This window comes from Janthinobacterium sp. PC23-8, from assembly GCF_002250505.1.
Taxonomy (GTDB): domain Bacteria; phylum Pseudomonadota; class Gammaproteobacteria; order Burkholderiales; family Burkholderiaceae_D; genus Janthinobacterium.
The window spans coordinates 858,151-884,550 of sequence record NZ_NJGY01000001.1 but is presented as its reverse complement, the minus strand read 5'-3'; the positions used below and the strand labels follow the sequence as shown (position 1 = coordinate 884,550).

Genomic DNA, 26,400 nt, shown 5'->3' with positions numbered 1-26,400 from the left:
CCTTGTCAGTTGCAGCCGCAGCCGCCGCCGCCAACCGCGCTGCCGCCGGAGGCGGCTTCCTTGCTGGCGTAGATGTGTTCATTGAAGCGGGTGGCGAGTCCATCGCCCTGGATCAGCATGTCCGGACGCGCCAACTGGCCTTTTTCCCAGGGCTGCACCGCTGGCAGCGCGCAGCCGGACAAGCCGGCCACGGTGGCGCACAGCGCGAGCACGGTTCGTATCAAATTGCGCGTCTTCATTTCAGCGCTCCCAGTGCAGTCTTGATGCGGCTTTCCAGCGCTTCGCGATCGGCGGCACGAAAGCCGCTGTGCTCATACAGCACCTTGCCGTCCGGGCCTATCAGCACGCTGCTGGGCATGCCCTTGACGCCATAGGCGCGCGGCGTGGTGCCGCTGGGATCGAAGGCGACGGCAAAGCGGGCCGGCGTGGTGCCGAGGAAGTTGCGCGCATCATCGGCCTTGGCGTCCACATTGATGCCGACGATTTGCAAACCCTGGCTGCCGTAGCGCGCCTGCATCTCGTTCATCCACGGGAAGGACTGGCGGCAGGGACCGCACCACGAGGCCCAGAAATCGAGGTACACCAGTTTGCCCCGGTACTGATCGAGCTTGACGGCGCCATCCGGGCCGCTCAGCGTGAAGGCGGGCGCTTGTGTGCCCGCTTCCAGCGCGGACGCTGGCGCTGGCAGCGAGAACATGGCGCAAGCGGCGACGCTGGCCAGCGTGCCGGCCACGGCGGCCGCGCGCGGCTTGCGGCGGCGCCATACCAGCACACCGGCTGCCAGCAACACCAGCAGCGCCAGCATCGGATCATTGCCATCCTGGGCGGCGGAGCAGCCGCCACCACCACGGTTCTGCGACTGGCCGCTGACGACGACCGATGCCGCGCCCTGGCCGCTCAGTGCGATGGTCCAGCTGGCGCCAGCCGCTTGCAGCGTGACGTTGCCGTTGGCAGCGCCTGCGGTGGTCGGCGTGAAGCGCACCGGCAGCTCGCACGAGGCGCCGGCGGCCAGCGTCAGCGGGAATGCGCCGCAGGCCTTGGTGTCGGTGGCGACGGCGTAGGGGCCGCTGAAGGTCGCGCTGTTGATGGTCAGCGCCGCGCTGCCGCTATTGGTCAGCGTGAAGCGCTTGAGCGGACCGGTATCGCCGACAGTGGCGCTGCCGAAGTCGAAGGCTTGCGGATTGGTGCTCAGGGAAGGCGTGGTGGTTGGCACGGCCAGGCCATTGCCATTCAGGCGCAGGCTCAATTGTGCGCCGCCTTCGGTCATCAGCACCAGGTCGGCGCTGCGCTCGCCAGTGGCGGCAGGCTTGAAGCTGGAGTCGATGGTGCAGCTGGCGCCGGGGCTGACGCTGCCGCCAACGGCGCAGGTGCCGGCCAGTGCGAAGTCGCCCGGATTGCTGCCGCCCAGTGCCAGGGTGGTGATTTTCAGCGCGGCGCTGCCATTGTTGCTCAGCGTGGTGCGGTGCGCACCGGCCTGCTGGCCCACCTGCGTATCGGCAAAAGCGACTGGTCCGGTTTCAGACAGCGCAGGGCGCGCCACGGCGGCCGTGGTGCCGGAACCGGTGACGGCCACCGACACGTCGGCCGCGTTGGAGCGCAGCAGCAGTGTGGCGTTCACACTGCCTTGCGCGGTGGGCGCGAAGGCCAGCGGCACATTGCAGCTGGCCGCTACCGCCAGCGTACCGGCGCAGCCGCCGCTGCCGATGGTCACCGACGCTGCGCCGCTGACGGCGACGCTGGTAAAGGTCACCGGCACGTTGCCATTGTTGGTGATGGCCACGGTTTGCGTGGTGGCGCTGGCGCCGATGGTCTGCGCGCCGAAGGAGAGCGCAGTCGGATTGGCCGACAGCGCAGGCGCCGCCGTGCTGGCGCTGCCCGCCAGGCCGACCGCGATGCTGCCATTGCTGGCGTTCGAGGCCAGATTCAGACTTGCTGAAAACGCGCCGGCCGTGGTCGGCGTGGCCACTACCGTCACGGTGCAGCTGCCGCCTGCTGGTACGGCGGTGGCGGTGGCGCAGCTGCCGCCCAGTGTGAAGATGGCGGCATTGACGCCGGACAGGCTGATGCCGGTCAAGTTCAGCGCCGCCTGGCCGGCGTTGTTGACGGTGATGCTCTGTGCGGGCGAAGCGCTGCCGGTCAGCATGGCGCCGAAGTTCAGTGAGCTCGCGGACAGCGCAACGGTGGCGGTGGCGAGCGCATTGCCGGTGCCGCTCAGCGCCACGCTGCTGGTGCCGCCGGTGGCGTTGTGGCTGATATTGAGCGCCGCGCCACGCGCACCGGCGCCGGTCGGACGGAACACCAGTTGCACATTGCAGCTGGCGCCTGCCGCCACGCTGGCGCCGGCGGCGCAGTTGCCGCCACTGATGGAGAAGTCGCCCGGGTTGGCGCCGCCCACGGCCACCGCGCTGATACTGAGCGCCGCGTTGCCGCTGTTGGTCAGTGTCGTGCTCAGGGCCGTGCCGGCCTGGCCGACGGTGGTGCCGCCGAAGGCCAGCGAGGTCGGCGCCAGCGTTGCCGCCGGCGCGGAGGTCACGTCCGGATTGCCGATAAAGGCCGCCAGGTCGGCAATTTCCGCCGCGCTGAACTTGCCGTTGAAAAGAGAGCCCATGCCGCCACGGTTGGCGGCGAAGGCGTTGCTGATCACGCCGGGATTGTTGGCCGCCGCGCGGATGCCGTTCACGTTGCTCGCCGGTGACGCGCCGTGGCAGGAAGCGCAGGAGGTGCCGCCCGATACCGGGCCGTTCAGGTACAGGTTCTTGCCGTTCAGCGCATCGGCGGCTTGCGCCGATGGCGCCAGCGCCAGCAAGGCCCATATGCCGGCCGCGTATAACGCACGGCCGTGGGGCGGTCGAATTCTTTTCATTGGTTCTCCAATCAGCTCAAGGTACAAATCAGGGTGCAAAATGCGGTACAAAAACAGATCCACAAACAGTGATCGCGAAGCAATTGCACAAGCCATGCGCCAGCACGCACAGGCGCCAGTCCCGCCAGCGCTGGTACACTGCGCCAAACAACAGCCCGGGCCAGAACACCAGCGCCGCTGCCGCCAGACCCGATCCCAGATGCAGGGTGCTGAAGACGGCGGCGCTGGCCAGCAGCGCTGGCATGGGCGAGGTCCGACGCAACAGCCACTCCTGCAAGCCGGCGCGCATGATCCACTCTTCGAGCACGGGCGCGAGCAGCAACAGGCGCGCCACGGTGGCCAGGTCCGGCAACAGCAGGGCCGGGCCGCAAAACAGGGAGGGGGAAAAGGCAAGCACGCTGGCTGGGTAATCCGTTAATGTTCTTGCGGTCTATACCTGCCCGTGCCAAAGTGGTTCAATATCCGGTGAGAAATATATTTTTGCGTTTGCGTAGAACCTTTTTTCTTCGGCCGGGTATGTACCGGGTCAGAGGAGAATTTGCATGCGCATTGGGGTGGTTGGGCTGGACGAGCTGGATGAAATGGCCTTGGTGGGGCGGATAAGGAATGGCGACAGGCTCGCCTTCCAGGCCCTGTATCGCGCCTATTTTTCCCGTCTGGCGCGGTTTCTGGACCGCCTGACTCGCAATGTGCCGCTGATCGAAGAGATCATCAACGACACCATGCTGGTGGTGTGGCAGAAGGCCGATACCTTTGACGGCAGCTGCAAGCTGTCCACCTGGGTGTTTGGCATCGCCTATCGGCAGGGGTTGAAGGCGCTGCGCAGACTGGATGAACCGCTGGAGCAGCCGGAGGATCAGTTGGGTGCGGCGGAGTGCCAGCCGGAGCATGCGCTGGCGGCGCGCCAGTTGCAGCGCGGCGTCAGCCGGGCGCTCGATACGCTGCCGGTGGAACAGCGGGTGGTGGTCAGCCTCACTTATTACCACGGCATGGCGTATCAGGAAATCGCCGAGACCATGGGCTGCCCGGTGAACACCGTAAAAACGCGCATGTTCCACGCGCGGCAAAAGCTGAAGGATATGCTGTCCGATCATAGGGAAGAGATGCAATGAGTACCCCAAGCACAATGAGCGATACCGAGCACCAGGCGCTGCAGGATTTGCTGCCCTGGTATGCATCCGGTGCGCTGGGCGAGGCGGAAGCCGAGCGCATGCAGGAACACCTGCGCGGCTGCGCCGTCTGCCGCGAAGATCTGGCCTGGCAGCGCAAGCTGCTGGAAATGGAAGGCCCGCTTCCCGCAGGGCTGGACCCGGAGCGCGCGCTGGCGCGCCTGATGCCGCAACTGGAGTCGCCCGCTGCCTCGCCCGCTCTGGGCCAGCGCCTGCGCGCCTGGCTGGGAGCGGCAGGCTGGCAAGGCTGGGCCATGGGCGCGCAGTTTGCCGCGATTGCCGTGCTGGTGGCGGTGCAGCTGCTGCCACGCGACGAAGCGCCGGCTTACCAGGCGCTGGGGCGCGGCCCGGCGTCGACGCCGGACATGCTGGTCGTCTTCAAGCTTGAAGCGCGCCTGCAGGACGTGCAGCGCATCCTGCAGGCCAACGGCGCCCAGATCATCGGCGGCCCCACCGTCACCGGCGCCTACATGCTCGATGTGGAGCCGGGCCGCCAGGCGCAATTGCTGGCGGCATTGCGCGCCGATCCGTCGGTGGAAACCGCCGAATCGCTGACAGCGGGCAGAGCGCCATGATGCGCGCCCTGGCACTGGCTCTGTACCTGCTGGCCGGCGCTGCGATGGCGCAGCCGCAGTCAGGCATGGACTTGCCACGCATCGTGTCGGCGGCCGATGCGCCCGACGACGCAGCCCAGGCATCCCAGGCGCCTGCGGCAGCCGGCAGCGCCGAAATCCTGGTCATGTTCCACCTGCCGGCCCCGCACTACCGTGCCGACAGCTACGGCAGCGCCAACTACCGCGACGACGCCGGCCGCGCCGCGCGCCAGCGTATCGCCGCCGCCGTGGCCGAGGAGCACCAGCTGGAAGTGATGGAGGACTGGGCCATGCCCGCGCTGAGCATCGATTGCTACCGCATGCGCCTGCCCGCAGGCGTGGCTGCTGCGGCGGTGCTGGAGGCCTTGTCGCGCGACCGCCGCATCGAGTGGGCACAGCTGATCCAGGATTTCGCCGCGCAAGGCGGCAGCGATCCCCTGTACCGCATGCAGCCGGCCGCCGGCCCCTGGCAGCTGGACCAGGTACGCAAGCTTGCCACCGGACGCAAGGTGATGGTGGCCGTGGTGGACAGCGGCATCGAGAGCGACCATCCGGACCTGGCGGGCCAGGTGGTGGTCGAAGAAAACTTCGTCGACAACCAGAAATACGTGGCTGAATTGCACGGCACGGCGGTGGCCGGAGTGATCGCCGCGCGCGCCGGCAACGGCGTCGGCATCGAAGGCGTGGCGCCGGACGCACGGCTGATGGCGCTGCGCGCCTGCTGGCAAAGCGCCAGCGCCACCCGCTGCAACAGCTTCACGCTGGCCAAAGCGCTGAACTTTGCGCTGTCGAACGGTGCGCAAATCATTAATCTCAGCCTGTCCGGGCCGCAGGACAGGCTGCTGCTGCAACTGGTGGAGCTGGCGCAGGCGCGCGGCATCCGCGTGGTCGGCGCGGTCGATCCGGCGCGGCCCGATGGCGGCTTCCCGGCCAATACGCCGGGCGTGTTCGCGGTGGCGTCCGACGGCGCCGCGCCGCGCGCTGGCGTGCACGCGCTGCTGGCGCCGGGCCGCGACATTCCCACCACCATGCCGGGCGGACGCTGGGGCGTGGTGGCCGGGTCGTCGTATGCCGCAGCCCATGTCTCGGGCATGCTGGCGCTGCTGGAAGAACTCAAGCCGCAACTGGCAGCAGGGCGGCTGCGCGAGGCCATCGTCCTGAACCAGGGCAGCGCGCCGTTGACCGGCATCGATCTGTGTGCCACCATCCTCCGCATTTCAGGAAAATGCTCATGCGCGTGTCAACCCGGTACCCGCAGCCACTACGCACGCTCGCCCTGAGCGTCCTGCCCTGGCTGGTGGCGCCTGCTGCGCAGGCTCAGTTAAACGGCAGTGCGGGTCTGCTCTCCAACTATCTGTATCGCGGCATCTCGCTCAGTGACGATAAACCGGTGGCGCGCCTCGCACTCAATTATGACGGCACGGCCGGCTGGTTTGCCGGCGGGCAGGTGGTAACCGGGCAACTGGTGGGCGAACCACACCGCAGCGCGCAGTGGAGCGGCTACGCGGGCTATGCACAGCGCCTGCCGTCCGGCCTATCGTGGGAGACCGGCGTGAGCGCCTATGCTTTCCCGAACAATTCCAACTGGAGCTTTCGCGAGGTCTATGTCGGCCTGGCAGGCAGCAAGTTCAGTGCACGGCTGCATTACTCGCCCGATTACCTCGGTTTCGGCGAACGCACCCTGTATGGAGAGCTCAATGGCGGCGCGATGCTGGCGCAGCGCTTGCAGGCGTTCTGGCACGGCGGCTATCTCTACTCGCGCGATAACGCGCTGAGCCGCCGCGCCGAAGCGCGTATCGGCCTGGCCACCGGCCACCAGGGCTGGCAGGCGCAAGTCTCGCTGGACTTTACGCGCCTGCGCAGCGGGACCGCCAGCGGCCGCTACAGTGCCGCCACGACCACGGCCGATGGCGACTGGCGCCATCAATTTGTCGTCACGGTGGCGCGGGCATTTTGACGCCGGGCGTAGATTTATTGCCTTCAGAATATTGGCCTGCTCTGCGATAAGCATCAGGTGAATGTCATCCGACCGCCATGCACGCGATCAGAAATTTTTAAATGCTATCGAGTAAAGCGGCCAGGCTCAAGGTCGGCACCAGCATGCTGCGTTGATGATCAAAGCGCTCGATCCCGAAGCCGGCCAACTTCGGCGTCAAGTCGAAGTATTTCGTGGCGGGCATGTCCAGCTCGCATTTCTTCGCCATGCTGGCATACACTGTCTCGATGGCACAGACTTCCTTCGCCTCACCCTGGGCCTGAAATTTGACCAGCCATGGCGCGCCAGACGCCGCGCGGTCAGTGCTGACCTGTCCTGTGGCGGCGTTATACTGAACCAGAACCTTTGGCCGCGCGCCGTGAGGCGAAGCACCGCTCAGTGCCAGTTGTGCCAGGGTAGCTGTCTCCTGGCCGGCCAACACCGCCTGCGCGCCTTCGGCCAGCACGCGCGACTCTCGATAGTCGGGATCATGGCTCAAGGCATCGGGTGGGGTAAATACCAGCGCACCCATGGCACGGTCACTGATGAACGCCAGTCGATCCAGCGGTGAAATGCCGGCCGGGTCGCGACCATCTTTTTGGAAGCAGCGATCCATCAAGAGCCGGCCCCAGCCGTCAGGCAATGCATCGGCAATCAAGCCCGGCAAGTTGTATTGGCTGTTCGGAAAATCCGAATAGGCCACTTTGCGCAGTTTCAGGTAGATTGGCGATAGCTCAATGCCGTATCGTGGTGCAGGCGCTACCACAGGCGCGAGAGCGGCATCACGAAACCGCTGAACAGCGACCACTTGGGTGAGGCGCGATTGAGTCCGTGCGCAAAGCCGATATCGATCGCCAGCCGTTTGCTCGGGCTGTAGGTGGTGGCGACAAGCACCTGGGCAGTGCTGTTCGCGTTCGAGCGGCGCGTGCCCGACAGCTCGCCCGTCGCGCCCCAATGTGCATCAAGCGGCAGTGACAAGGATACCGACGCGCCCGTCTGCACCCGCCCTGTGTCCGCATCGACGGCGCCCAGGCGCGTGAAATTCAGATTGCTGTCCATATGCACGCTGGCGAGATCCTGGCTGTAGATGCCATTGACGCTGTAATCCGCCTTGCCGCTGCCGATCACCTTGCGCGCCGTCGGCACCTTGGCGGCCAGTTCCACGCCAAAGGCCGTGGCCGGGCTGACCAGAAAAGCGTGCTTGAGTTCAATGATCGTGTCGCCCAGCCCCTGATTGCGCGGCTTGCCCCCATCACGTTCGGAAACAAAAGCCTCGCCCCCGATCACCACACCCCACGCCTCGTTGAACGCCAGCTTGACGGTATAGGGCAGGCTGCCCCGGCGGTCATTGTCCAGTTTGGTCTGCAGGCCACCGAGCTCCAGTTCCAGCTGCCCCGGCACCGGCAGCTGTGCCGGGCTGGATACCGAGGGGCGATATGGCGTGACCGCATCGTCAGGGGCTTGCTGGGCGTGTGCGGAGGTGGTGGCGATGCACAGGCAAAGCAGGGCAAGGCGGGGGAATGGTTTCGGGAAGGACATGGGTGGGCTTTCGGGTGGGTCAAGGCAGCTGTGCGGCGATTGTCGCATAGCTGGGACTTTAACCGCAGAGGCGATGGCAAGGCAATTATTCGGTACTACCACTCAATGCAATGCCTCTATGGACTCAGTCATCAGCCGCTGTGGCGAAAACACTTGTAGCGGCAATGCCGGTGGATGGCATGCTGGCCGTCTCTCCATAAGTGCAAAGATTGCGTGATATAGATTGCCGAAACTGAGCAAAAGCTATTTGAGCATGGTTTAACATCGCAGATAATCCATGCTCTATCGGATGCAGACTTAAATGGCGATCGAGCCGCCAACTGAGCTTTCCGGATCAAACGAGAACACGCGCAGCTCAGGCTGTTCGCCTTCACCACGTGTAATGCGCACGGTGATTACAAAGGAAAGCTCCCAACGGCCGTTCGCATGACCGACGTCCAGCGTGTGCTTCCATTCCTGACGGATACGGCGCAGATCCGGTAATGCAGGGTCTTGTGGTAGTAATTGGGATTCGAAATCCAGCGGCAGATTGTAGGTAGCTCCGACGGCTTGCAGGAAAGGTGACGGCGGCGCGTATACGGTAGGGACTTTTGGTCCGATCTGTGTCAATTGAGGTACGCTGATAATGCAGCAGTCGATGATTTGAAAGCCGCTAAAACCGCTTTCCTTCGAGCCACAGCAGGTCACATCGAAATAAACGTGTTGGCCTTTCTGAAAATGAACGCCACCCATATAGGGACCATGGCGTGGGTCTGCCGTTCCGTCGCACGAGGTAAAGCTATAGTCAAGTTGATTGGTGATCTGGTTTGCATCGAAATGCACGGATAATTTCATCCAAGGGCTTACAAGTGTCATTTTTCACTGTCTCTTTTCAGGTTGATAAGAAATTGCTGATAGCGAGAATCTCGCCGCAGGTTCAAAAGATCGGGTGCCGATTCAATCAGGTTGAGTGGATATCCTAGTCGGGAAGATTTTTGCAGCATTTGCACTGCGTCATCCCGGTTTTTTAGCAATTCGTAAGTGAGCGCAGCTCTGAAACTCACATCTGCACCGTCAGGCGAGATGGCAATCGCTTGACGCATGTGTAGCAAGGATTTTTTTTTCTCACCTACATAAGCTAAATACAGCGCCATGCGTGAATTAAGTGTGGCGTCATCGGGCATGCGCGCCAGCATTGGGTTTAGTAATGATATGGCACGTCGGTACGAATGTAGCGAGTCTTTTTCAAGGGCAGGAATCCATCGTTGTGCATCTGCCAGATTTGCCCAAAGCATGTAAATTCCAGGGCTACCCTTGCTGGCGGATACGGCGTTTTCAAAAGCCTTTACTGCACCCAGATAATCGCCTTTTGCGAACAAGGAGGTTCCAAGGTTGCTGTAGAGCTCCCAATAAGGTCCTAATTGCAAACCTTGCTGCAGTACCTGCAATGCCTCATCATTGCGATTCAGGCGTAGCAGAACTGCATTGAGATAAGCGTATGCATTTGGTGATTGTGGATCAAGTTTTATGCTCGTACGAAAAGCTTGCTCAGCTCTTTCGTAATCCGCTTGACGGTAATGCATCATCCCCAATAGCATAGGGAACAGCCGCTCAGCCGGATAGGTCGTCATCGCCTCGTCGAGAGCAAAGCGAGCCAGATCAAATTTGTTTGCCTGAATCAGCAAACGTGCTTTTCCCGCTAATCCCAAGATGTTATGAGGATCGAGATTAAGCGCTACAGTGGTCGCCATCATTGCCGCGTCGCGCTTGCCTTGAAGATCAAGGACCCATGCATGAGCAACATGTGACAGCGCCAACTGGTTGTCTATCATGAGTGCTTGCTGAGCACTGGCATCGGCCCGTTGTAGCCAAGTATCATCGCGGCCATTGCCTATATAGCGCAGGCTATATGCTAGCGACAATCCTGCAGTCGCAGCAGCACTGTCCGGATTGTGCTTTATTATAGTTGTGAAGTGCTGAATCGCCTCGGCCTGGCTGGTATCTCGATCAAACACCCGCAACGCTTCCATCCCCGCAGCCATGCTGGCTATCTCCGAATATGGCGCTTGCACCTTTTTGCCTGCGACGAAAGCTTTCACTGCAGGCTCCATGTTTGGCCATTGCCATGCTGCTACCAGCGCCAGCAGGACGAACCCGGCACCGATTTGCAAGGTCCGTTTGCGCGGAATTGGCAGGCGAATGGCGACGCTGGAGGGTGTTTCCGGCGGCAACTTAGTCTCCGCTGACGGCACAGGCGAAGTGCCTGAGCCGCTGCGCTGCGTCGCAATCGCCTCGCGCACATCGCGCATGGTCCTCGGCCGCTCCATCGGATCATGCGCCGTCATCGAGCGCACCAGGGCGGCTATGGCTGGCGGCACCGTGGCCGGCATGGCGGGCCAGACGGCGTTCGATTGCATGTGGGCGGCGGCCAGGGCCAGGCCGTTCAGGTGCGCGAACGGGCGCTGGCCGGCCAGCATTTCGTACAGCATGGCGCCGAGCGCGTAGATATCGCTGCGCGTGTCGGGCAGGCGGCCCGCCAGGCGCTCGGGCGCCATGTAGGCGATGGTTCCCTGCAGGTCGCACAGAGCGGTGGTTTGGGTCGCTTGCGGGTCCAGCTGGCGCGCCAGGCCGAAGTCGAGGATGCGCACCTTGCCGTTTGCTTCGAGCATCAGGTTCGACGGTTTCAGGTCGCCGTGCACCAGGTCCATGGCGTGCGCTTCGTCCATGGCGTCGGCGATCTGGCAGACGATATCGAGCGCGGTGTCGAGCGACATGGGCGCGGCGTGCATCACTTGCCCCAGGGTCTGGCCTTCGACCAGTTCCATCACGATGGACTGGCTCTTGCCGTCGCCGTCGATCGAGAAGATGCGCACGAAGGCGGCGTGGCGCAGCGAGGCCGCCAGGCGTGCCTCGTTGAGCAGCTTTTCCGGATGCAACATGTCGGCCTGCTGCTTGAGGCGCTTGAGCGCCACGCTGCGGCACAGCTTGGCATCCCACGCTTCATACACATGGCCAAAACCGCCTTCGCCCAGCAGCCGGCGCACTTCGTAGTGCGCGCTGAGCGTGTCGCCTTGTGGTGCAGCTTGCTGCACCGGATCGAGCAGTTCCATAGGGCGTGATGTGCAATAAGTGATTTTGAGTAACGTCCTGATTTAAAACGATTGTTTCGAATAAGTCAATTCCTATTGATAGAAAATGAAGAAGAGTTGCCATGCAAGATGTTCATGCGCTTGCCAGAAACTTGTTTAAACGCAACTTTGACAGCCGCCACTGCACCAATAATGCAAGGGAAACCTGGCATGGGAAAGGGCAGTCATGGACAAGTTGCTGCAGTATTACGAGCGTGAACTGGGCACGCTGGGCGCGCATAACCAGGCGTTCGCGCGGCGCTATCCGGCGCTGGCCGGCGCGCTTGGCCTGGCTGGCGGCGAACCGGGCGATCCGCACCTGGCGCGCCTGTTGCAGGCCTGCGCCATGTTCAATGCGCGCACGGCCAAGCGGCTCGACGATGCATTCGGCCAATTCAGCGACACCCTCCTGGACGTGAATTTCCCGCATTATCTGCGGCCGTTTCCATCGTGCTCGATTGCCCGCATCGACAGCGACGGCCATGGCGATGTCGGGCCGGTCGTGATTCCACGCGACACTGTCATGCACGGGCAGGAACAGCAGGGCGTGGCCTGCAAGTTCAGCACGGCCTGGGATGTGACGGTGGCGCCGCTGCGCCTGCCCGAGGTGCGTTTTCACACCACGCTGGCGGCGCCACCCGCGCTGTGCCTGCCCGGCGAATTCGGCTCGGCCATCAGCATCGGCATCGAAGCGAGCGGCGCGGTGCAAGCGCTGCGCGATGTGGCCGTGCCCTCGCTGCGTTTGTTTCTCGACGGCGAACCGGCCTTGTCCGCCACCCTGCGCGACGCCCTGTTCCTGCATGTGCGCGGCGCCTGCGTTGAAATGGTCGATGGCGTCGGCGCGCGGCGCTGGCTGGCGCTGGAACAGGTCCCCGTCATGCCGGTCGGCTTTGCGCCCTGCGAGGCCCTGATCCCGTTCCCGGCCACTGCGCACCCGGCCTATCGCCTGCTGACCGAATACTTTGCCTATCCCGAAAAATTCAACTTTATCGACCTCGACCTGGCCGCCGTCCAGGCCCTGCTGCCCGACGATTGCCGCCGCTGCACCGTGCACCTGCTGCTGGCCGACGTGCATGCCGATTCGTCCATCGCGCGCATCTTGCGGCCATTGTCTGCACGCAACCTGCTGACCGGCTGCACGCCGGTCGTCAATCTGTTTGCCCAGGCCGCCAATCCGATACGCCTGACGCACACCAGCGCCGACTATCCGCTGCTGCCGTCGGTGCGGCAAGCCGGTTGCTACGATATCTACAGCGTCGACAGCGTGCGCGTGCTTGGCAGCAGCGCGCAGGGCGCCACGCTGGACGCTTATGTGCCCTTGTATTCGATGCGCCACGGCGAGGCCGGCGGGCGGCTGGGCAAATATTGGGTGACGCGGCGCGACGAGGCCATGGCGCAGAGCCACCCGGGCTACGAGATGCGCATCGCCTTTGTCGACAGCGCCATGGCGCCGCTGCACGACACCACGCAGACGGTGTCGATCAATCTCACCTGCAGCAACCGCGAATTGCCGACCCGCATGACTTATGGCGCGCCAGGCGGCGACCTGCGCCATGAAGGGCCGGCCAGCAGCCTGCCGGTGCGCCTGCTGCGCAAACCGGGCGCGCCCTGCCGTTTTGCCTCGGGCGCGCCGGCCCACTGGCGCTTGATTGCCCAGCTGTCGCTGAACCACCAGTCGCTGGGCCAGCAGGGCCTGCCGGTTTTCAGGCAAATGCTGGAACTGTACAACTTGCGGGGATCTGGCAGCGCTGCGCTCCAGATCGCCGGCATCACCGGCTTGCGCCAGCGCCCGGCCAGCACCTGGCTGGCCGACGAGGCGGGCGGCAGCCTGGTGTTCGGCATCGAGGTATTGCTGACGGTGGACGAGGACGCCTATGCCGGCAGCGGCCTGCATGCGTTTGCGCAAGTGATCGAACATTTCCTTGGGCTCTATGTCCACCTTGCCAGCTATACGCGCTTGATCGTGCTGTCGCACCAGAATGGAAAGGAGTTGCTGTGTTGCCTGCCCCGCAATGGACGCCAGACCCTGATGTGATCCCTGACGTTATCCCTGATTTGATCGCCCAGCTGCTGGCGCAGCCCGGGCGCTTCGATTTTTTCCAGGCGCTGCGCCTGCTGGCGGCCTGGCTGGCGCGGCAGGGACTGGACGCGGACCAGGTCTTCGAGCGTGGCCTGTGCCTGCACGGCAGCGCCAGCCTGGCGTTTGCGCCCGGCCAGATCGAACACTGCTGGGTCGATGACGAGGGCCGCTTTCATGTGCGCGCGGCGATGATCGGTTTTATTGGCCTGCACGGCAACTTGCCGCTGCATTACAGCGACGCCATCGACCGCCATGAGCGCGACACCGGCGACGACGGCCCGCGCGCCTGGCTCGATGGCCTGTCGCAGCGCGCGCTGAGCCTGTTTTACCAGGCCTGGGCCCGCTACCGCATCGAATGCCAGGGCGATGCTGATGGCGGCGACTTTTTGCCGCTGCAACTGGCGCTGGCCGGCATGGCGCCAGATGCGCTGGAGCCAGCGCCCGACGCTTTGCCGGCGCATGTGCCGGCCCATTATGCGGCCCTGCTGCGCCACCGGCCGGCCACGGCCGAAGTGATGCAGGCGGTGCTGATTGATTATTTTGGCGTGCCGGTGCGGCTGAAACGGTTTATTCCCGTCTGGGCCGTCCGCGCGCCGCACGAGCACACGCGGCTGGCCGGCGCCAATGCCGTGCTGGGCGGCGGCGCCATGCTGGGCGAGCGCTGCCGGCGCGCCGACCTGCGCCTGCGCCTGGTATTAGGCCCCTTGTCGCGCGAGCAATATGACGACTTCCTGCCAGGCCGGCCGGGCGCCGTTGCCCTGCGCCAGATGCTGGCGCTGTTCGGCTTGCCGTGCGTCAGCTTCGAGGTGCGGCTGGTGCTGCACCGCGACGCCGTGCGCGGCTGCACATTGAACGGGGCGGACGGCGCCTGCCTGGGCCAGCATGCCTTCTTGCTGGGCGCGCCGTCGCCGATGGATCGCGACGACATGCATTACGAACTCCGTTTTGATGGTTCCGCCTGAGATAGCAAATCTTGACCATGATGGGAGGGCATTGCCGTGGACAGTGACAACGATTTTTCGCAATGGATGGCGCTGGAAAAAAACCTGATAGCGGCCAACCGGCCGCTGCGCCTGCGCCTGGCCTACGCGCAAGGCCTCAATGACGATGTGCTGCTGCCGCAGCGCATCGACGGCACGGAAACCCTCTGCGGCGGCATCGAATACCGCATCCTGTGCGTGGCGACCGATGCGCAACTGCCGCTCAAGCAGTTCATTGCCGTGCCGGCCGAGTTGCAGATCGTAACGGACCGTGGCCAATTGCGCCGCGTGTGCGGCATCGTCGCCGAAGCCTGCGCCGGCCAGAGCGATGGTGGCCTGGCCACGTATCTGCTGGTGCTGCGCGACGCGCTGGCGCTGATGGACAAGCGCGTCAATACGCGCGTGTTTCTCGACAAGAATGAACTGCAGATCGTGCAGTTGCTGTTCGAGGAATGGCGCCAGGGCAATGCCATCCTGGCCGCCAGCCTGGCGCTCGAGATCGAACCGGCGCTGGCGGCGCGCCAGCATCGGCCGCGCGACTTCACCATGCAGCATAACGAGTCGGACGCGGCCTTTATCCGCCGCCTGCTCAGGCGCCGCGGCGTCGCCTGGTGCATCTGTCCGGGCCAGCCCGACACCCCGGGCGCGCCAGGCGGCGATTTTCCTGCGCACACGGTGCTGCTGTTCGACGACGCGGCCCGCCTGCCGCAGAACGCGGCCGCTACCGTGCGCTATCACCGCGACAACGCCACCGAAGAACGTGATACGGTCACGGCCTGGAACGCCGTGCGGCGCTTGCAGCCGGGAACGTCCGAGCGCCATAGCTGGGACGACGGCCACCCGCTCAATCTGCAATTCATGAACACGCGCGCAAACGGCATGGCGCAGCAGGGCGCCAATGGCCAGCAGCTGGCGGCCACCCTCGACGACTATATCGTGCAGATGCCGCAGGCCGGCGCCGGCAGCGATGATCACGCCCGGCTCGGCGAGCTGGCGATGGCGCGCCACGACCTGGAAACGAAATGCTTCGAGGGCGAAGGCTGCGTGCGCGATTTTTGCGCCGGGCAATGGTTCAGCTTGCAAGGCCATGCGGAGATCGACAGCCACGCCCTGGCTGAGCGCAGTTTTGTGATCACCTCCCTGACCGTGCTGGCCAGCAACAATTTGCCGAAGGGACTCGATGCGCGCATCGACCGCCTGTTCGCGCAAAACCATTGGTCGGTCGATTCCTGGCTGGCGGCGCCGAGCGAGGGCGTGACCTTGCGCTACCGCAACCGTTTCAGTTGCGTGCGGCGCGGCGTTGCCATCGTGCCCGGTTTCGATCCGCGCAGCGACTTGCCCGTGGTGCGCCTGCAAAGCGCGCTGGTGGTGGGGCCTGCCAATGAAGAGGTGCACTGCGACGCGCTGGGCCGGGTCAGGGTGCGTTTTGTTGCCACGCGCGCGCAAGACCACGCACATGCCAACGGCTCGGGCGCGTCGAACACCGAACGCGATTCGGCCTGGGTGCGGGTGGCGTCGAGCTGGGCCGGCAATGGCCCCGGCGTGGGCCGGCAGTGCGGCGCGGTGAGCTTGCCGCGCATCGGCAGCGAAGTGCTGGTCGACTTTCTTGGCGGCGACCCGGACCGGCCCATCATCGTTGGCCAGCTGTACAACGCAGTGGCCATGCCGCCCGGCTTGAGCGCGCGCGGCGGCTTGCCTGGCAACCGTTATTTGTCTGGCCTGCGCAGCCGCGAAATCCGTGGCGCGCGCGGCAATCAATTGTGCCTGGACGATACGCCGGGCCAGATCGGCGCCCAGCTGGCCAGCGATCACGGCGCAACGCAATTGAACCTCGGCCATTTGAGCACGCCGCGCGTTGACGGCGCCGGCCAGCAGCGCGGCGACGGTTTTGAATTGCGCAGCGACGCCAGCGGCAGCCTGCGCACCGCCCGTTCACTCTTGATTTCAAGCTGGAAGCAGCTTTCTGCTGGCGGCAAGCAGCTCGACAGCGGCGAGCACGCGGCCCTGATGAAGGAGTGCCTGGAGCTGTTCAGGTCACTGGGCGAGTATGCCGCGCAGCACCAGGCGCTGGCGCCGGACACGGCCGGCAGCGCAGCGCTGGCCAGCGCGATCGCGGCCGACCAGCCGGCGATCAGCATCACCGCGCCCGAGGGCGTGGCCGTGTCCACGCCAAAAACCATCGCCAGCCATGCCGGCGAAAATATCGACCTGGTGGCCCTGCGGCAATTGCAACTGAGCGCGGCGCAGCGCTGCAATATCAACGCCGGCAAGGGCATCTCGCTGTTCGCGCACCAGGACGGCATCGTGCAAGTGGCCCATCACGGCAAGTTCTTGCTGCAAAGCCAGCATGACTTGCTGCAGGCCGATGCCGCCAAGGAAGTCCGTTTGTCGGCCGGCACGCGCCTGGTCGGCCTGGCGCAGGACGAAATCACCTTTATGACGACCGGCGGTGCGTATTTGAAACTGTCGGGCGGCGCGGTCGAGCTGGGCGGGCCGGGCGCCCTGACCATCAAGACCGCTGGCCACCATTGGAATGGCCCGGCCAGCATGAAGGCGGAGCTACCCGTTTTCAGCGAAGGCGACCTGGGCCGCGTGCCGCGCCTGGTGCGCGCCACCGACGGCAAGCCGGTCGAAGGCGTGCAGGTGCATGTCGAGCGCGAAGGCGACGGCGCCCTGACGGGCAACAGCGACGCCGAGGGGCGCGGGCCGAAGGTGCTGACCGATCACTTGCAACGGCTGAAAGGCTTTTTCTTCAGCCGCCGTTCCTGAATCCAACACGGAAGAAGCCACCATGACCTTTGACCCACGCCCGCCGCTGTGCGACGACCCGCAAGTCGACCTGCACGGCCAGTTTGCCTGCAGCGCCGATTATCCGCACAGCGACAAGGACACGGTGCAGCAGTTGCCACTGCCGGGCATGATTATTTTCGTGCATGGCGTCAATTCCGATGGCGAGTGGTACCAGGCGGCCGAACAAGGGCTGTGCCGGGGGCTGAACCAGCGCCTCAGGCGCCAGAGCGAGCACCTTGTCCATCACGGCGTGGAAGGCGGGCAACTGACGCCAGTCAACTACGGCAAGGAGATCACGGACGAAGGCTTTCTCAATCCCGAGATGTCGGCCGACAATTTCATCATTGACAGCGGCAGCTTCTCGCCCGTGATCCGCTTTCGCTGGGGCTACAAGGCGTCGGGCGAGGAACTGCAACAGTATGGCAAGGGCATCTACCTCAACGAACAGGATTACTGGGGCGGCGGCCCGTTTGCCAACGGTTGCAGCGCGCTGGCCGATTTGTGGAAGGAGGGCCTGAGCGCGGACCTGTTTCTGTGGACCACGATCGAGCACATGAACCCGTTCCCCGAGCGGCAGGTCTTCAGCTGTCCGCCACGGCCGTATTTCGTGCTGGCCGCGTATCGCCTGGCGAAACTGGTGGAAGCGCTACGACAGGAACAGCCCGATGTGCCTGTCACCATCGTCTGCCACAGCCAGGGCACGATGGTGGCGATGGCGGCCGCTTTCCTGGGCCAGAATTTGCCGGCGGTAGAGGGCAAGTTTCCCTGCGTGGCCGACAACTATGTGATCTGCAATTCGCCGTACAGCCTGGCGCAAAGCAACTTTTCCGAAAACTGGATCGGCAGCAATCTGCGCGCCGCCGACGGCAGCACGGGCCGCGTGACGGTCGAAGCGCGGATACAGACGTTGAAGAACTTTTTCGAGATACTCCGCCAGCGCGCCAGCCTGGGCGACGTACAAACCGACCAGCGCGTCGACGACTGGATGGCCAATGAGCAACACGGTTTTTCAGCGGCCACCGATCGCGAAACATACGGCATTGCCGGCGCCGCGCGCGGCGGCAAGAAATCCTCGTATGGCCGCGTGACCGTCTACTGCAATCCGCACGATGTGGTGGTGTCGTCGATCGCCATCCAGGGCATCGGCTGGCGTGGCCTGTCCGGCGGCGAACTGCTGGCCACCGATGCCGGCGGCGTGTATGTGCAGCGCGTGTTCGCCCAGGGCTTCGAGGTGGGCAAGCAGGGCAGCTATCACTACTGGCTTGACCACTGGCGCAAACCCGGGCCGGGCGGCCAGGATTTCTGGTTCCCGGATCAAAAATATGCGTCCTATTCCATCAAGCAAGGCAGGCAGGCCAGCGAGGGGGCGTTTGCCGCCGTCCTGACGGTGGGCCTGGCGCCCGTCTTCATCGTGCTGACCAAGCTGTTCAAAAATCCGACCAATGCCTCGCCCGACAAGGACTGGAAAATCGAACTGAGCGCGCCCGACCTGGCGCCGCCATTCAAACCACAGTCCCTGCGCTTTGGCGAACTGAGCGATCAATTCGACGAAGGCTACGCCCCGGCAGGCGAAGCGCGCCAGGCCGGCAAGCAGCGCGAAGCGAGCGACGATTATTTTGCCAACCATGAAATTCCGCGCGGCGGCCTGCAAGGCGAGGAAAAAAGGCTGGAAGCGCAACGCATGGACATCGCCAGGGGCACGGCCGATGACGAAGCGCGGCTGCGCTACGAGCAGCGCGCGGTACTGCGCGCCCAGGCGATACGGGAAAAGAAAAGCGCCGCCGGAAAAAAGGTAGAACAGGAAATGCCGCGCGCCACCCCCAGCGCCGACTACCTGACCTGGCGCAGCGCGCGGGTCGAGGAAATGATGTCCAGCCAGGCGGGGGCTTTTGCGACCGACCATTCCACCATCATGACCAATCCGATGCATGCGGAAAGAGTGCTGGCGTATGACGTGCCGGTGGGGGTGTGCAATATCAAGGCGCAGGCGCTGAGGAAGTTGCGGGTGGCGGCGGATTGGAGGTTGTTGAAAGCGTTGGATGAGACAAATGCTGCAAAGGTGTTTTTAGAATATTTTGATACTGGTGAATTTCATAAAAAATCTATTTCCGTGTGGGCAGGTCAGTCTGGTGAGGCTGCAATGCCAAGTTTGATTATTGACAATCGTGAAAATCCTGCATTGAACGAGAGGCCCGCCTCTGGCGAAATGGCGCATGGCTGACAACTTATTCATTGAAAACTACCCTTGCTTCCATGATTGAAAACGTTATTCAAATTATTTCCCAATGGAGAATTCGTATGTTGAAATCCCTTTTTTTGTACGCGTCTCTGATATTTTTGGCATTAATTTTCCTGACTGCCTGCGCGCGGTTTCGCTCATCCACTACGACGCCGTCAAATACCTCGATCGTATTGCCAGAAGTTGTCAAGCGACCTTATATGGCGCAAGTGGTTGCTGTGCAATGGCTTAATCCCTTGCAGCGTCGTGATTACCCGACGCAATGGCAGTTGCTGTGGACGCTAGGTTTGGTACAGCCCAATCCTGCCGATGATATGGTCAAGGCAAACCCTGGGAAGTATTCCAGTTTGCAGGCTATCTCGCCTGTCGCCGCTGGAAATGAAGGTGAAGAAACTTTTCGTGGTTATCATCGGAAGTACATACGTGAAGTGATGAATCTGTTTCGTAGCCCGTATTTTTCAGATCCCGAGTATTTTTATAACGTTCATTCAGCCAAGGACAGGTCGCGCTGGCGCGAATTGGCTGGCATCCACGTGGAATATGCCATTCCTGAAGGAAAGCTTGATATAAAAGACGCGGCGGATTTTGTGGGCGAATACATTGCAGGTACTTTTGATATCGGCAATCCCAACTTTCCTACACTTTGGACACGCCCGACTCCGCCAGACGTTCGCGTCACCATGGGCGGCCCCAACGCCGGCTTTACCTCCCTTTCCGCCGCCCTCGACTACCTGCAAAGCCACCCCAGGGAAACCGTCTGGGTCATGAACTGGGACGCGCCCAGCCGTCCCAAGGACAAGCAGATCAATGAAAACCTGGTGCTGCTGGTATTGGCCGGCCCCGACTTCAAGACCGAACGCGCGCCACTGGCGTGGCTCGGCTATCCGAGCACCAGGGCGGCAGCTGACTTTGAAGCGAAGAAGGGCGAGCCGCCGCGCCTGGTGCAGGCGTGGACGGCCGCCATTGAAGAGGCCGCTGGCAAGGCCGGCAAGGCCGATACCGAGATCGGCTTTGTGATCCACGATGCGGGCAATGTCCACAAGGACTCGTCCGACCGCATCGGCGCGCTGGCGCAGACTTTGACCTTGCAGTTGCCCGAGTTCGACTTTCTCAAGCAAAGTTTCAACCTGACCGCCGTGCTCGGCGAGACGGGCGCTGGCACGGCCTTGACAAATGTGGCGCTCGCTATCGCCCATGCACATCACTTTGGCAAGCCGGTGCTGGTCGCCGGCACCAGCGATTTGTCTGCGCCGGTGGCGCTGGTGGTGGCGCCGCCGGCGGTGGTGCGGCCGATCAAGTTCGATCAGCCGTGGTTTCGTGCGCGCGGCGGCAATCATGCTTATCTGCCATGGTGGGGACTGCGGCATGATGCGCCCGAGTATCTCCAGGGGTTTTCGCAATGAGGGCGGAGCGGGAGGTTCCATGCGCGGCATGATGTTTGACCCACGCCCGCCGCTGTGCGACGACCCGCAAGTCGACCTGCACGGCCAGTTTGCCTGCAGCGCCGATTATCCGCACAGCGACAAGGACACGGTGCAGCAGTTGCCGCTGCCGGGCATGATTATTTTCGTGCATGGCGTCAATTCCGATGGCGAGTGGTACCAGGCGGCCGAACAAGGGCTGTGCCGGGGGCTGAACCAGCGCCTCAGGCGCCAGAGCGAGCACCTTGTCCATCACGGCGTGGAAGGCGGGCAACTGACGCCAGTTGCCTATGGCAAGGAGATCACGGACGAAGGTTTTCTCAATCCCGAGATGTCGGCCGACAATTTCATCATTGACAGCGGCACTTTCTCGCCCGTGATCCGCTTTCGCTGGGGCTACAAGGCGTCGGGCGAGGAATTGCAACAGTATGGCAAGGACATCTACCTCAACGAACAGGATTACTGGGGCGGCGGCCCGTTTGCCAACGGTTGCAGCGCGCTGGCCGATTTGTGGAAGGAGGGCCTGAGCGCGGATCTGTTCCTGTGGACCACGATCGAGCACATGAACCCGTTTCCCGAGCGGCAGGTCTTCAGCTGTCCGCCACGGCCGTATTTCGTGCTGGCCGCGTATCGCCTGGCGAAACTGGTGGAAGCGCTACGACAGGAACAGCCCGATGTGCCTGTCACCATCGTCTGCCACAGCCAGGGCACGATGGTGGCGATGGCGGCCGCTTTCCTGGGCCAGAATTTGCCGGCGGTAGAGGGCAAGTTTCCCTGCGTGGCCGACAACTATGTGATCTGCAATTCGCCGTACAGCCTGGCGCAAAGCAACTTTTCCGAAAACTGGATCGGCAGCAATCTGCGCGCCGCCGACGGCAGCACGGGCCGCGTGACGGTCGAAGCGCGGATACAGACGTTGAAGAACTTTTTCGAGATACTCCGCCAGCGCGCCAGCCTGGGCGACGTGCAAACCGACCAGCGCGTTGACGACTGGATGGCCAATGAGCAACATGGCTTTTCAGCGGCCACCGATCGCGAAACATACGGCATTGCCGGCGCCGCGCGCGGCGGCAAGAAATCCTCGTATGGCCGCGTGACCGTCTACTGCAATCCGCACGATGTGGTGGTGTCGTCGATCGCCATCCAGGGCATCGGCTGGCGTGGCCTGTCCGGCGGCGAACTGCTGGCCACCGATGCCGGCGGCGTGTATGTGCAGCGCGTGTTCGCCCAGGGCTTCGAGGTGGGCAAGCAGGGCAGCTATCACTACTGGCTTGACCACTGGCGCAAACCCGGGCCGGGCGGCCAGGATTTCTGGTTCCCGGATCAAAAATATGCGTCCTATTCCATCAAGCAAGGCAAGGAAGCCAGCGAGGGGGCGTTTGCCGCCGTCCTGACGGTGGGCCTGGCGCCCGTCTTCATCGTGCTGACCAAGCTGTTCAAAAATCCGACCAATGCCTCGCCCGACAAGGACTGGAAAATCGAACTGAGCGCGCCCGACCTGGCGCCGCCATTCAAACCACAGTCCCTGCGCTTCGGGGAAGCGAGCGATCAATTCGACGAAGGCTACGCCCCGGCCGGCGAAGCGCGCCAGGCCGGCAAGCAGCGCGAAGCCGGCGACGATTACTTTGCCGACCATGAAATTCCGCGCGGTGGCCTGCAAGGCGAGGAAAAAAGGCTGGAAGCGCAAAGACTGGACATCGCCAGGGGCACGGCCGATGACGAAGCGCGCCTGCGCTACGAGCAGCGCGCGGTACTGCGCGCCCAGGCGATACGGGAAAAGAAAAGCGCCGCCGGAAAAAAGGTAGAACAGGAAATGCCGCGCGCCACCCCCAGCGCCGACTACATGACCTGGCGCAGCGCGCGGGTCGAGGAAATGATGTCCAGCCAGGCCGGCGCTTTTGCGACCGACCATTCCACCATCATGACCAATCCTATGCATGCGGAAAGAGTGCTGGCGTATGACGTGCCGGTGGGGGTGTGCAATATCAAGGCGCAGGCGCTGAGGAAGTTGCGGGTGGCGGCGGATTGGAGGTTGTTGAAATCGCTAAATAAAACTAATTCAGCCAAAGTATTTGCGGAATATTTCGAAGACGGTAAGTTAAGCCAATTAACTGTTGCCCAATGGGTGCAGCATGAGGGAGGTGGAGGTGAGCTACCTACGTCCATCATTGACAGTCGAGAGAATCCCGCTCGTGACCCACTTCCAAATTCTGGCGAAAGAGCATTTGGATAGGAATATTAATGTATTTTATGTAATTATTTTTGTGATAATTTATGTGCTTGGAGCGCTTCCATGATCAGGTCTGTTATTTTATCGTTACTTGGTATATTTTTGACTATTTTAGTGCTGACGGCATGTGCGCGTTTGCGTACCGCTACAAACGTGATGGTCATGCCCAACCCAAGCAACGCAGCCACATTAGAAAAGCCTGTATTTATGGCCCAAGTAGTTGGGTTGCAATGGCTGAATCCTCTACATCGAAGAGATTATCCAACTGAGTGGCAGTTGCTTTGGACTCTAGGTTTGGTGCAGCCAAATCCAAACGATGAGATGGTTAGAGAAAAACCCGAGAAATACTCTAGATTACAAAGTATTGCTTCAATTGCCGCAGGTAATGATGGGTCCGAAAGTTTCGATGGCTATCATGAAAAATATGTCAGCCAGTTAGTTAACTTGTTTCATGGAGTTTATTACTCTGATCCAGAATATTTTTACAATGTTCACTCCGCTGATGACAAGTCACGCTGGCGTGAACTGGCAGGCATTCATATCGAATATGCTTTACCAGAAGGGAAACTGGATCCAGCTGAGACGATGGAATTCGTTCGTAAGCGAGTAGCAAGAACTTTTAGCATTGGTAACATCCATGCTCCAACTCTCTGGACCCGTGCTTCCCCGCCTGATGTCCATATCACAACCGGCGGCCCCAACGCCGGCTTCACTTCCCTTTCCGCCGCGCTCGACTACCTGCAAGCCCACCCCAAAGAAACCGTCTGGGTCATGAACTGGGATGCGCCCAGCCGGCCCAAAGACAAGCAGATCAATGAAAACCTGGTGCTGCTGATACTGGCCGGCCCGGACTTCAAGACCGAACGCGCGCCGCTGGCGTGGCTCGGCTATCCGAGCATCAAGGCGGCAGCTGACTTTGAAGCGAAAAAGGGCGAGCCGCCGCGGCTGGTGCAGGCGTGGACGGTCGCCATTGAAGAGGCCGCCGGCAAGGCCGATACCGAGATCGGCTTTGTGATCCACGATGCGGGCAATGCGCACAAGGACTCGTCCGACCGCATCGGCGCGCTGGCGCAGACTTTGACCTTGCAGTTGCCCGAGTTTGACTTTCTCAAGCAAAGTTTCAACCTGACCGCCGTGCTTGGCGAGACAGGCGCCGGCACGGCCTTGACAAATGTGGCGCTGGGTATCGCCCATGCGCATCACTTTGGCAAGCCGGTGCTGGTGGCCGGCACCAGCGATCTGGCGGCGCCGGTGGCGCTGGTGGTGGCGCCGCCGGCGGTGGTGCGGCCGATCAAGTTCGATCAGCCGTGGTTTCGCGCGCGTGGCGGCAATCATGCTTATCTGCCGTGGTGGGGGTTGCGGCATGATGCGCCCGAGTATCTCCAGGGGTTTTCGCAGTAAACATATCGACAGGGAGGCAGCATGCGCGGCATGATGTTTGACCCACGCCCGCCGCTGTGCGACGACCCGAAAGTCGACCTGCACGGCCAGTTTGCCTGCAGCGCCGATTATCCGCACAGCGACAAGGACACGGTGCAGCAGTTGCCACTGCCGGGCATGATTATTTTCGTGCATGGCGTCAATTCCGATGGCGAGTGGTACCAGGCGGCCGAACAAGGGCTGTGCCGGGGGCTGAACCAGCGCCTCAGGCGCCAGAGCGAGCACCTTGTCCATCACGGCGTGGAAGGCGGGCAACTGACGCCAGTCAACTACGGCAAGGAGATCACGGACGAAGGCTTTCTCAATCCCGAGATGTCGGCCGACAATTTCATCATTGACAGCGGCAGCTTCTCGCCCGTGATCCGCTTTCGCTGGGGCTACAAGGCGTCGGGCGAGGAACTGCAACAGTATGGCAAGGGCATCTACCTCAACGAACAGGATTACTGGGGCGGCGGCCCGTTTGCCAACGGTTGCAGCGCGCTGGCCGATTTGTGGAAGGAGGGCCTGAGCGCGGACCTGTTTCTGTGGACCACGATCGAGCACATGAACCCGTTCCCCGAGCGGCAGGTCTTCAGCTGTCCGCCACGGCCGTATTTCGTGCTGGCCGCGTATCGCCTGGCGAAACTGGTGGAAGCGCTACGACAGGAACAGCCCGATGTGCCTGTCACCATCGTCTGCCACAGCCAGGGCACGATGGTGGCGATGGCGGCCGCTTTCCTGGGCCAGAATTTGCCGGCGGTAGAGGGCAAGTTTCCCTGCGTGGCCGACAACTATGTGATCTGCAATTCGCCGTACAGCCTGGCGCAAAGCAACTTTTCCGAAAACTGGATCGGCAGCAATCTGCGCGCCGCCGACGGCAGCACGGGCCGCGTGACGGTCGAAGCGCGGATACAGACGTTGAAGAACTTTTTCGAGATACTCCGCCAGCGCGCCAGCCTGGGCGACGTGCAAACCGACCAGCGCGTTGACGACTGGATGGCCAATGAGCAACATGGCTTTTCAGCGGCCACCGATCGCGAAACATACGGCATTGCCGGCGCCGCGCGCGGCGGCAAGAAATCCTCGTATGGCCGCGTGACCGTCTACTGCAATCCGCACGATGTGGTGGTGTCGTCGATCGCCATCCAGGGCATCGGCTGGCGTGGCCTGTCCGGCGGCGAACTGCTGGCCACCGATGCCGGCGGCGTGTATGTGCAGCGCGTGTTCGCCCAGGGCTTCGAGGTGGGCAAGCAGGGCAGCTATCACTACTGGCTTGACCACTGGCGCAAACCCGGGCCGGGCGGCCAGGATTTCTGGTTCCCGGATCAAAAATATGCGTCCTATTCCATCAAGCAAGGCAAGGAAGCCAGCGAGGGGGCGTTTGCCGCCGTCCTGACGGTGGGCCTGGCGCCCGTCTTCATCGTGCTGACCATGCTGTTCAAAAATCTGACCAATGCCTCGCGCGACAAGGACTGGAAAATCGAACTGAGCGCGCCCGACCTGGCGCCGCCATTCAAACCCCAGTCCCTGCGCTTCGGGGAAGCGAGCGATCAATTCGACGAAGGCTACGCCCCGGCCGGCGAAGCGCGCCAGGCCGGCAAGCAGCGCGAAGCCGGCGACGATTACTTTGCCGACCATGAAATTCCGCGCGGTGGCCTGCAAGGCGAGGAAAAAAGGCTGGAAGCGCAAAGACTGGACATCGCCAGGGGCACGGCCGATGACGAAGCGCGCCTGCGCTACGAGCAGCGCGCGGTACTGCGCGCCCAGGCGATACGGGAAAAGAAAAGCGCCGCCGGAAAAAAGGTAGAACAGGAAATGCCGCGCGCCACCCCCAGCGCCGACTACATGACCTGGCGCAGCGCGCGGGTCGAGGAAATGATGTCCAGCCAGGCCGGCGCTTTTGCGACCGACCATTCCACCATCATGACCAATCCTATGCATGCGGAAAGAGTGCTGGCGTATGACGTGCCGGTGGGGGTGTGCAATATCAAGGCG

General features: G+C 62.7%; 19 protein-coding genes. 12 read left to right on the top strand and 7 right to left on the bottom strand.

All coding sequences use genetic code 11. The features are described 5' to 3' along the window. Positions 1 to 5: 5 nt before the first annotated feature. The 3 genes from CD932_RS03820 to mrtJ are packed head-to-tail and all read right to left on the bottom strand — an operon-like array spanning position 6 to position 3,260. Positions 6 to 239 carry a DUF4266 domain-containing protein gene (locus CD932_RS03820; protein ID WP_094441462.1) on the bottom strand — a complete coding sequence of 78 codons (234 nt, stop codon included), beginning with the start codon at positions 237 to 239 and terminating at the stop codon, positions 6 to 8. After that, positions 236 to 2,863 carry a choice-of-anchor D domain-containing protein gene (locus tag CD932_RS03810; RefSeq protein WP_369679806.1) on the bottom strand — a complete coding sequence of 876 codons (2,628 nt, stop codon included), beginning with the start codon at positions 2,861 to 2,863 and terminating at the stop codon, positions 236 to 238. The genes CD932_RS03820 and CD932_RS03810 overlap by 4 nt, the downstream gene beginning before the upstream one ends. Positions 2,864 to 2,891: 28 nt before the next feature. After that, positions 2,892 to 3,260: a JDVT-CTERM system glutamic-type intramembrane protease gene (gene mrtJ / locus CD932_RS03805; protein ID WP_254926448.1), complete on the bottom strand. Its 369-nt coding sequence runs from the start codon at positions 3,258 to 3,260 to the stop codon at positions 2,892 to 2,894. Between the two features lie 145 nt (positions 3,261 to 3,405). Here mrtJ and CD932_RS03800 point away from each other — a divergent pair, with 145 nt between their 5' ends. The 4 genes from CD932_RS03800 to CD932_RS03785 are packed head-to-tail and all read left to right on the top strand — an operon-like array spanning position 3,406 to position 6,582. Then, positions 3,406 to 3,975: an RNA polymerase sigma factor gene (locus CD932_RS03800; RefSeq protein ID WP_094441461.1), complete on the top strand. Its 570-nt coding sequence runs from the start codon at positions 3,406 to 3,408 to the stop codon at positions 3,973 to 3,975. After that, a complete protein-coding gene (locus CD932_RS03795) occupies positions 3,972 to 4,607 on the top strand; it encodes a zf-HC2 domain-containing protein (protein ID WP_094441460.1) in 636 nt (211 codons plus the stop codon). The genes CD932_RS03800 and CD932_RS03795 overlap by 4 nt, the downstream gene beginning before the upstream one ends. After that, the gene (locus CD932_RS03790; protein ID WP_094441459.1) at positions 4,604 to 5,905 is read left to right on the top strand and encodes a S8 family serine peptidase; all 1,302 of its coding nucleotides are present in this window, start codon (positions 4,604 to 4,606) and stop codon (positions 5,903 to 5,905) included. The genes CD932_RS03795 and CD932_RS03790 overlap by 4 nt, the downstream gene beginning before the upstream one ends. After that, a complete protein-coding gene (locus CD932_RS03785; protein ID WP_176460873.1) occupies positions 5,857 to 6,582 on the top strand; it encodes a TorF family putative porin in 726 nt (241 codons plus the stop codon). Before CD932_RS03790 ends, CD932_RS03785 begins: the two co-directional genes overlap by 49 nt. A gap of 97 nt (positions 6,583 to 6,679) precedes the next feature. On the opposite strand, the gene CD932_RS03780 is transcribed toward CD932_RS03785, so the two are convergent. The 4 genes from CD932_RS03780 to CD932_RS03770 form a co-directional block, all read right to left on the bottom strand. Then, positions 6,680 to 7,366 carry a HipA domain-containing protein gene (locus tag CD932_RS03780; RefSeq protein WP_254926447.1) on the bottom strand — a complete coding sequence of 229 codons (687 nt, stop codon included), beginning with the start codon at positions 7,364 to 7,366 and terminating at the stop codon, positions 6,680 to 6,682. Beyond that, positions 7,360 to 8,139 carry a transporter gene (locus CD932_RS03775; RefSeq protein ID WP_141213172.1) on the bottom strand — a complete coding sequence of 260 codons (780 nt, stop codon included), beginning with the start codon at positions 8,137 to 8,139 and terminating at the stop codon, positions 7,360 to 7,362. The genes CD932_RS03780 and CD932_RS03775 overlap by 7 nt, the downstream gene beginning before the upstream one ends. Positions 8,140 to 8,436: 297 nt before the next feature. Beyond that, positions 8,437 to 8,994 (bottom strand): hypothetical protein, encoded by a 558-nt coding sequence (locus CD932_RS28030; protein WP_141213171.1) that lies wholly within the window; start codon positions 8,992 to 8,994, stop codon positions 8,437 to 8,439. Then, on the bottom strand, positions 8,991 to 11,228 hold the full coding sequence (locus CD932_RS03770) for a serine/threonine-protein kinase (protein WP_094441456.1): 2,238 nt from the start codon (positions 11,226 to 11,228) through the stop codon (positions 8,991 to 8,993). The genes CD932_RS28030 and CD932_RS03770 overlap by 4 nt, the downstream gene beginning before the upstream one ends. A gap of 205 nt (positions 11,229 to 11,433) precedes the next feature. Between CD932_RS03770 and tssF the strand changes: the two genes are divergently transcribed. From tssF to CD932_RS03730, 8 genes are all read left to right on the top strand, one after another. Further along, complete coding sequence (gene tssF, locus CD932_RS03765; protein ID WP_094441455.1) at positions 11,434 to 13,281, top strand: type VI secretion system baseplate subunit TssF; 1,848 nt, start codon at positions 11,434 to 11,436, stop codon at positions 13,279 to 13,281. Beyond that, on the top strand, positions 13,278 to 14,288 hold the full coding sequence (gene tssG / locus CD932_RS03760) for a type VI secretion system baseplate subunit TssG (RefSeq protein WP_176460871.1): 1,011 nt from the start codon (positions 13,278 to 13,280) through the stop codon (positions 14,286 to 14,288). Before tssF ends, tssG begins: the two co-directional genes overlap by 4 nt. 36 nt (positions 14,289 to 14,324) lie before the next feature. Continuing rightward, positions 14,325 to 17,075 (top strand): type VI secretion system Vgr family protein, encoded by a 2,751-nt coding sequence (locus CD932_RS03755; protein WP_254926446.1) that lies wholly within the window; start codon positions 14,325 to 14,327, stop codon positions 17,073 to 17,075. 22 nt (positions 17,076 to 17,097) lie between these two features. Next, positions 17,098 to 19,317 carry a DUF3274 domain-containing protein gene (locus CD932_RS03750; RefSeq protein ID WP_094441453.1) on the top strand — a complete coding sequence of 740 codons (2,220 nt, stop codon included), beginning with the start codon at positions 17,098 to 17,100 and terminating at the stop codon, positions 19,315 to 19,317. Positions 19,318 to 19,394: 77 nt separating this feature from the next. Further along, entirely contained in the window at positions 19,395 to 20,738 is a 1,344-nt protein-coding gene (locus tag CD932_RS03745) for a hypothetical protein (RefSeq protein WP_254926445.1), read from the top strand. Between the two features lie 28 nt (positions 20,739 to 20,766). Then, positions 20,767 to 22,989 carry a DUF3274 domain-containing protein gene (locus CD932_RS03740; RefSeq protein WP_094443436.1) on the top strand — a complete coding sequence of 741 codons (2,223 nt, stop codon included), beginning with the start codon at positions 20,767 to 20,769 and terminating at the stop codon, positions 22,987 to 22,989. 60 nt (positions 22,990 to 23,049) lie between these two features. Further along, positions 23,050 to 24,387, top strand: coding sequence for a hypothetical protein (locus CD932_RS03735; RefSeq protein WP_254926444.1), 1,338 nt, complete (start codon positions 23,050 to 23,052; stop codon positions 24,385 to 24,387). 30 nt (positions 24,388 to 24,417) lie between these two features. After that, positions 24,418 to 26,400, top strand: a 1,983-nt coding sequence (locus CD932_RS03730) for a hypothetical protein (protein ID WP_094443434.1), incomplete at its 3' end; no start/stop codon positions are given.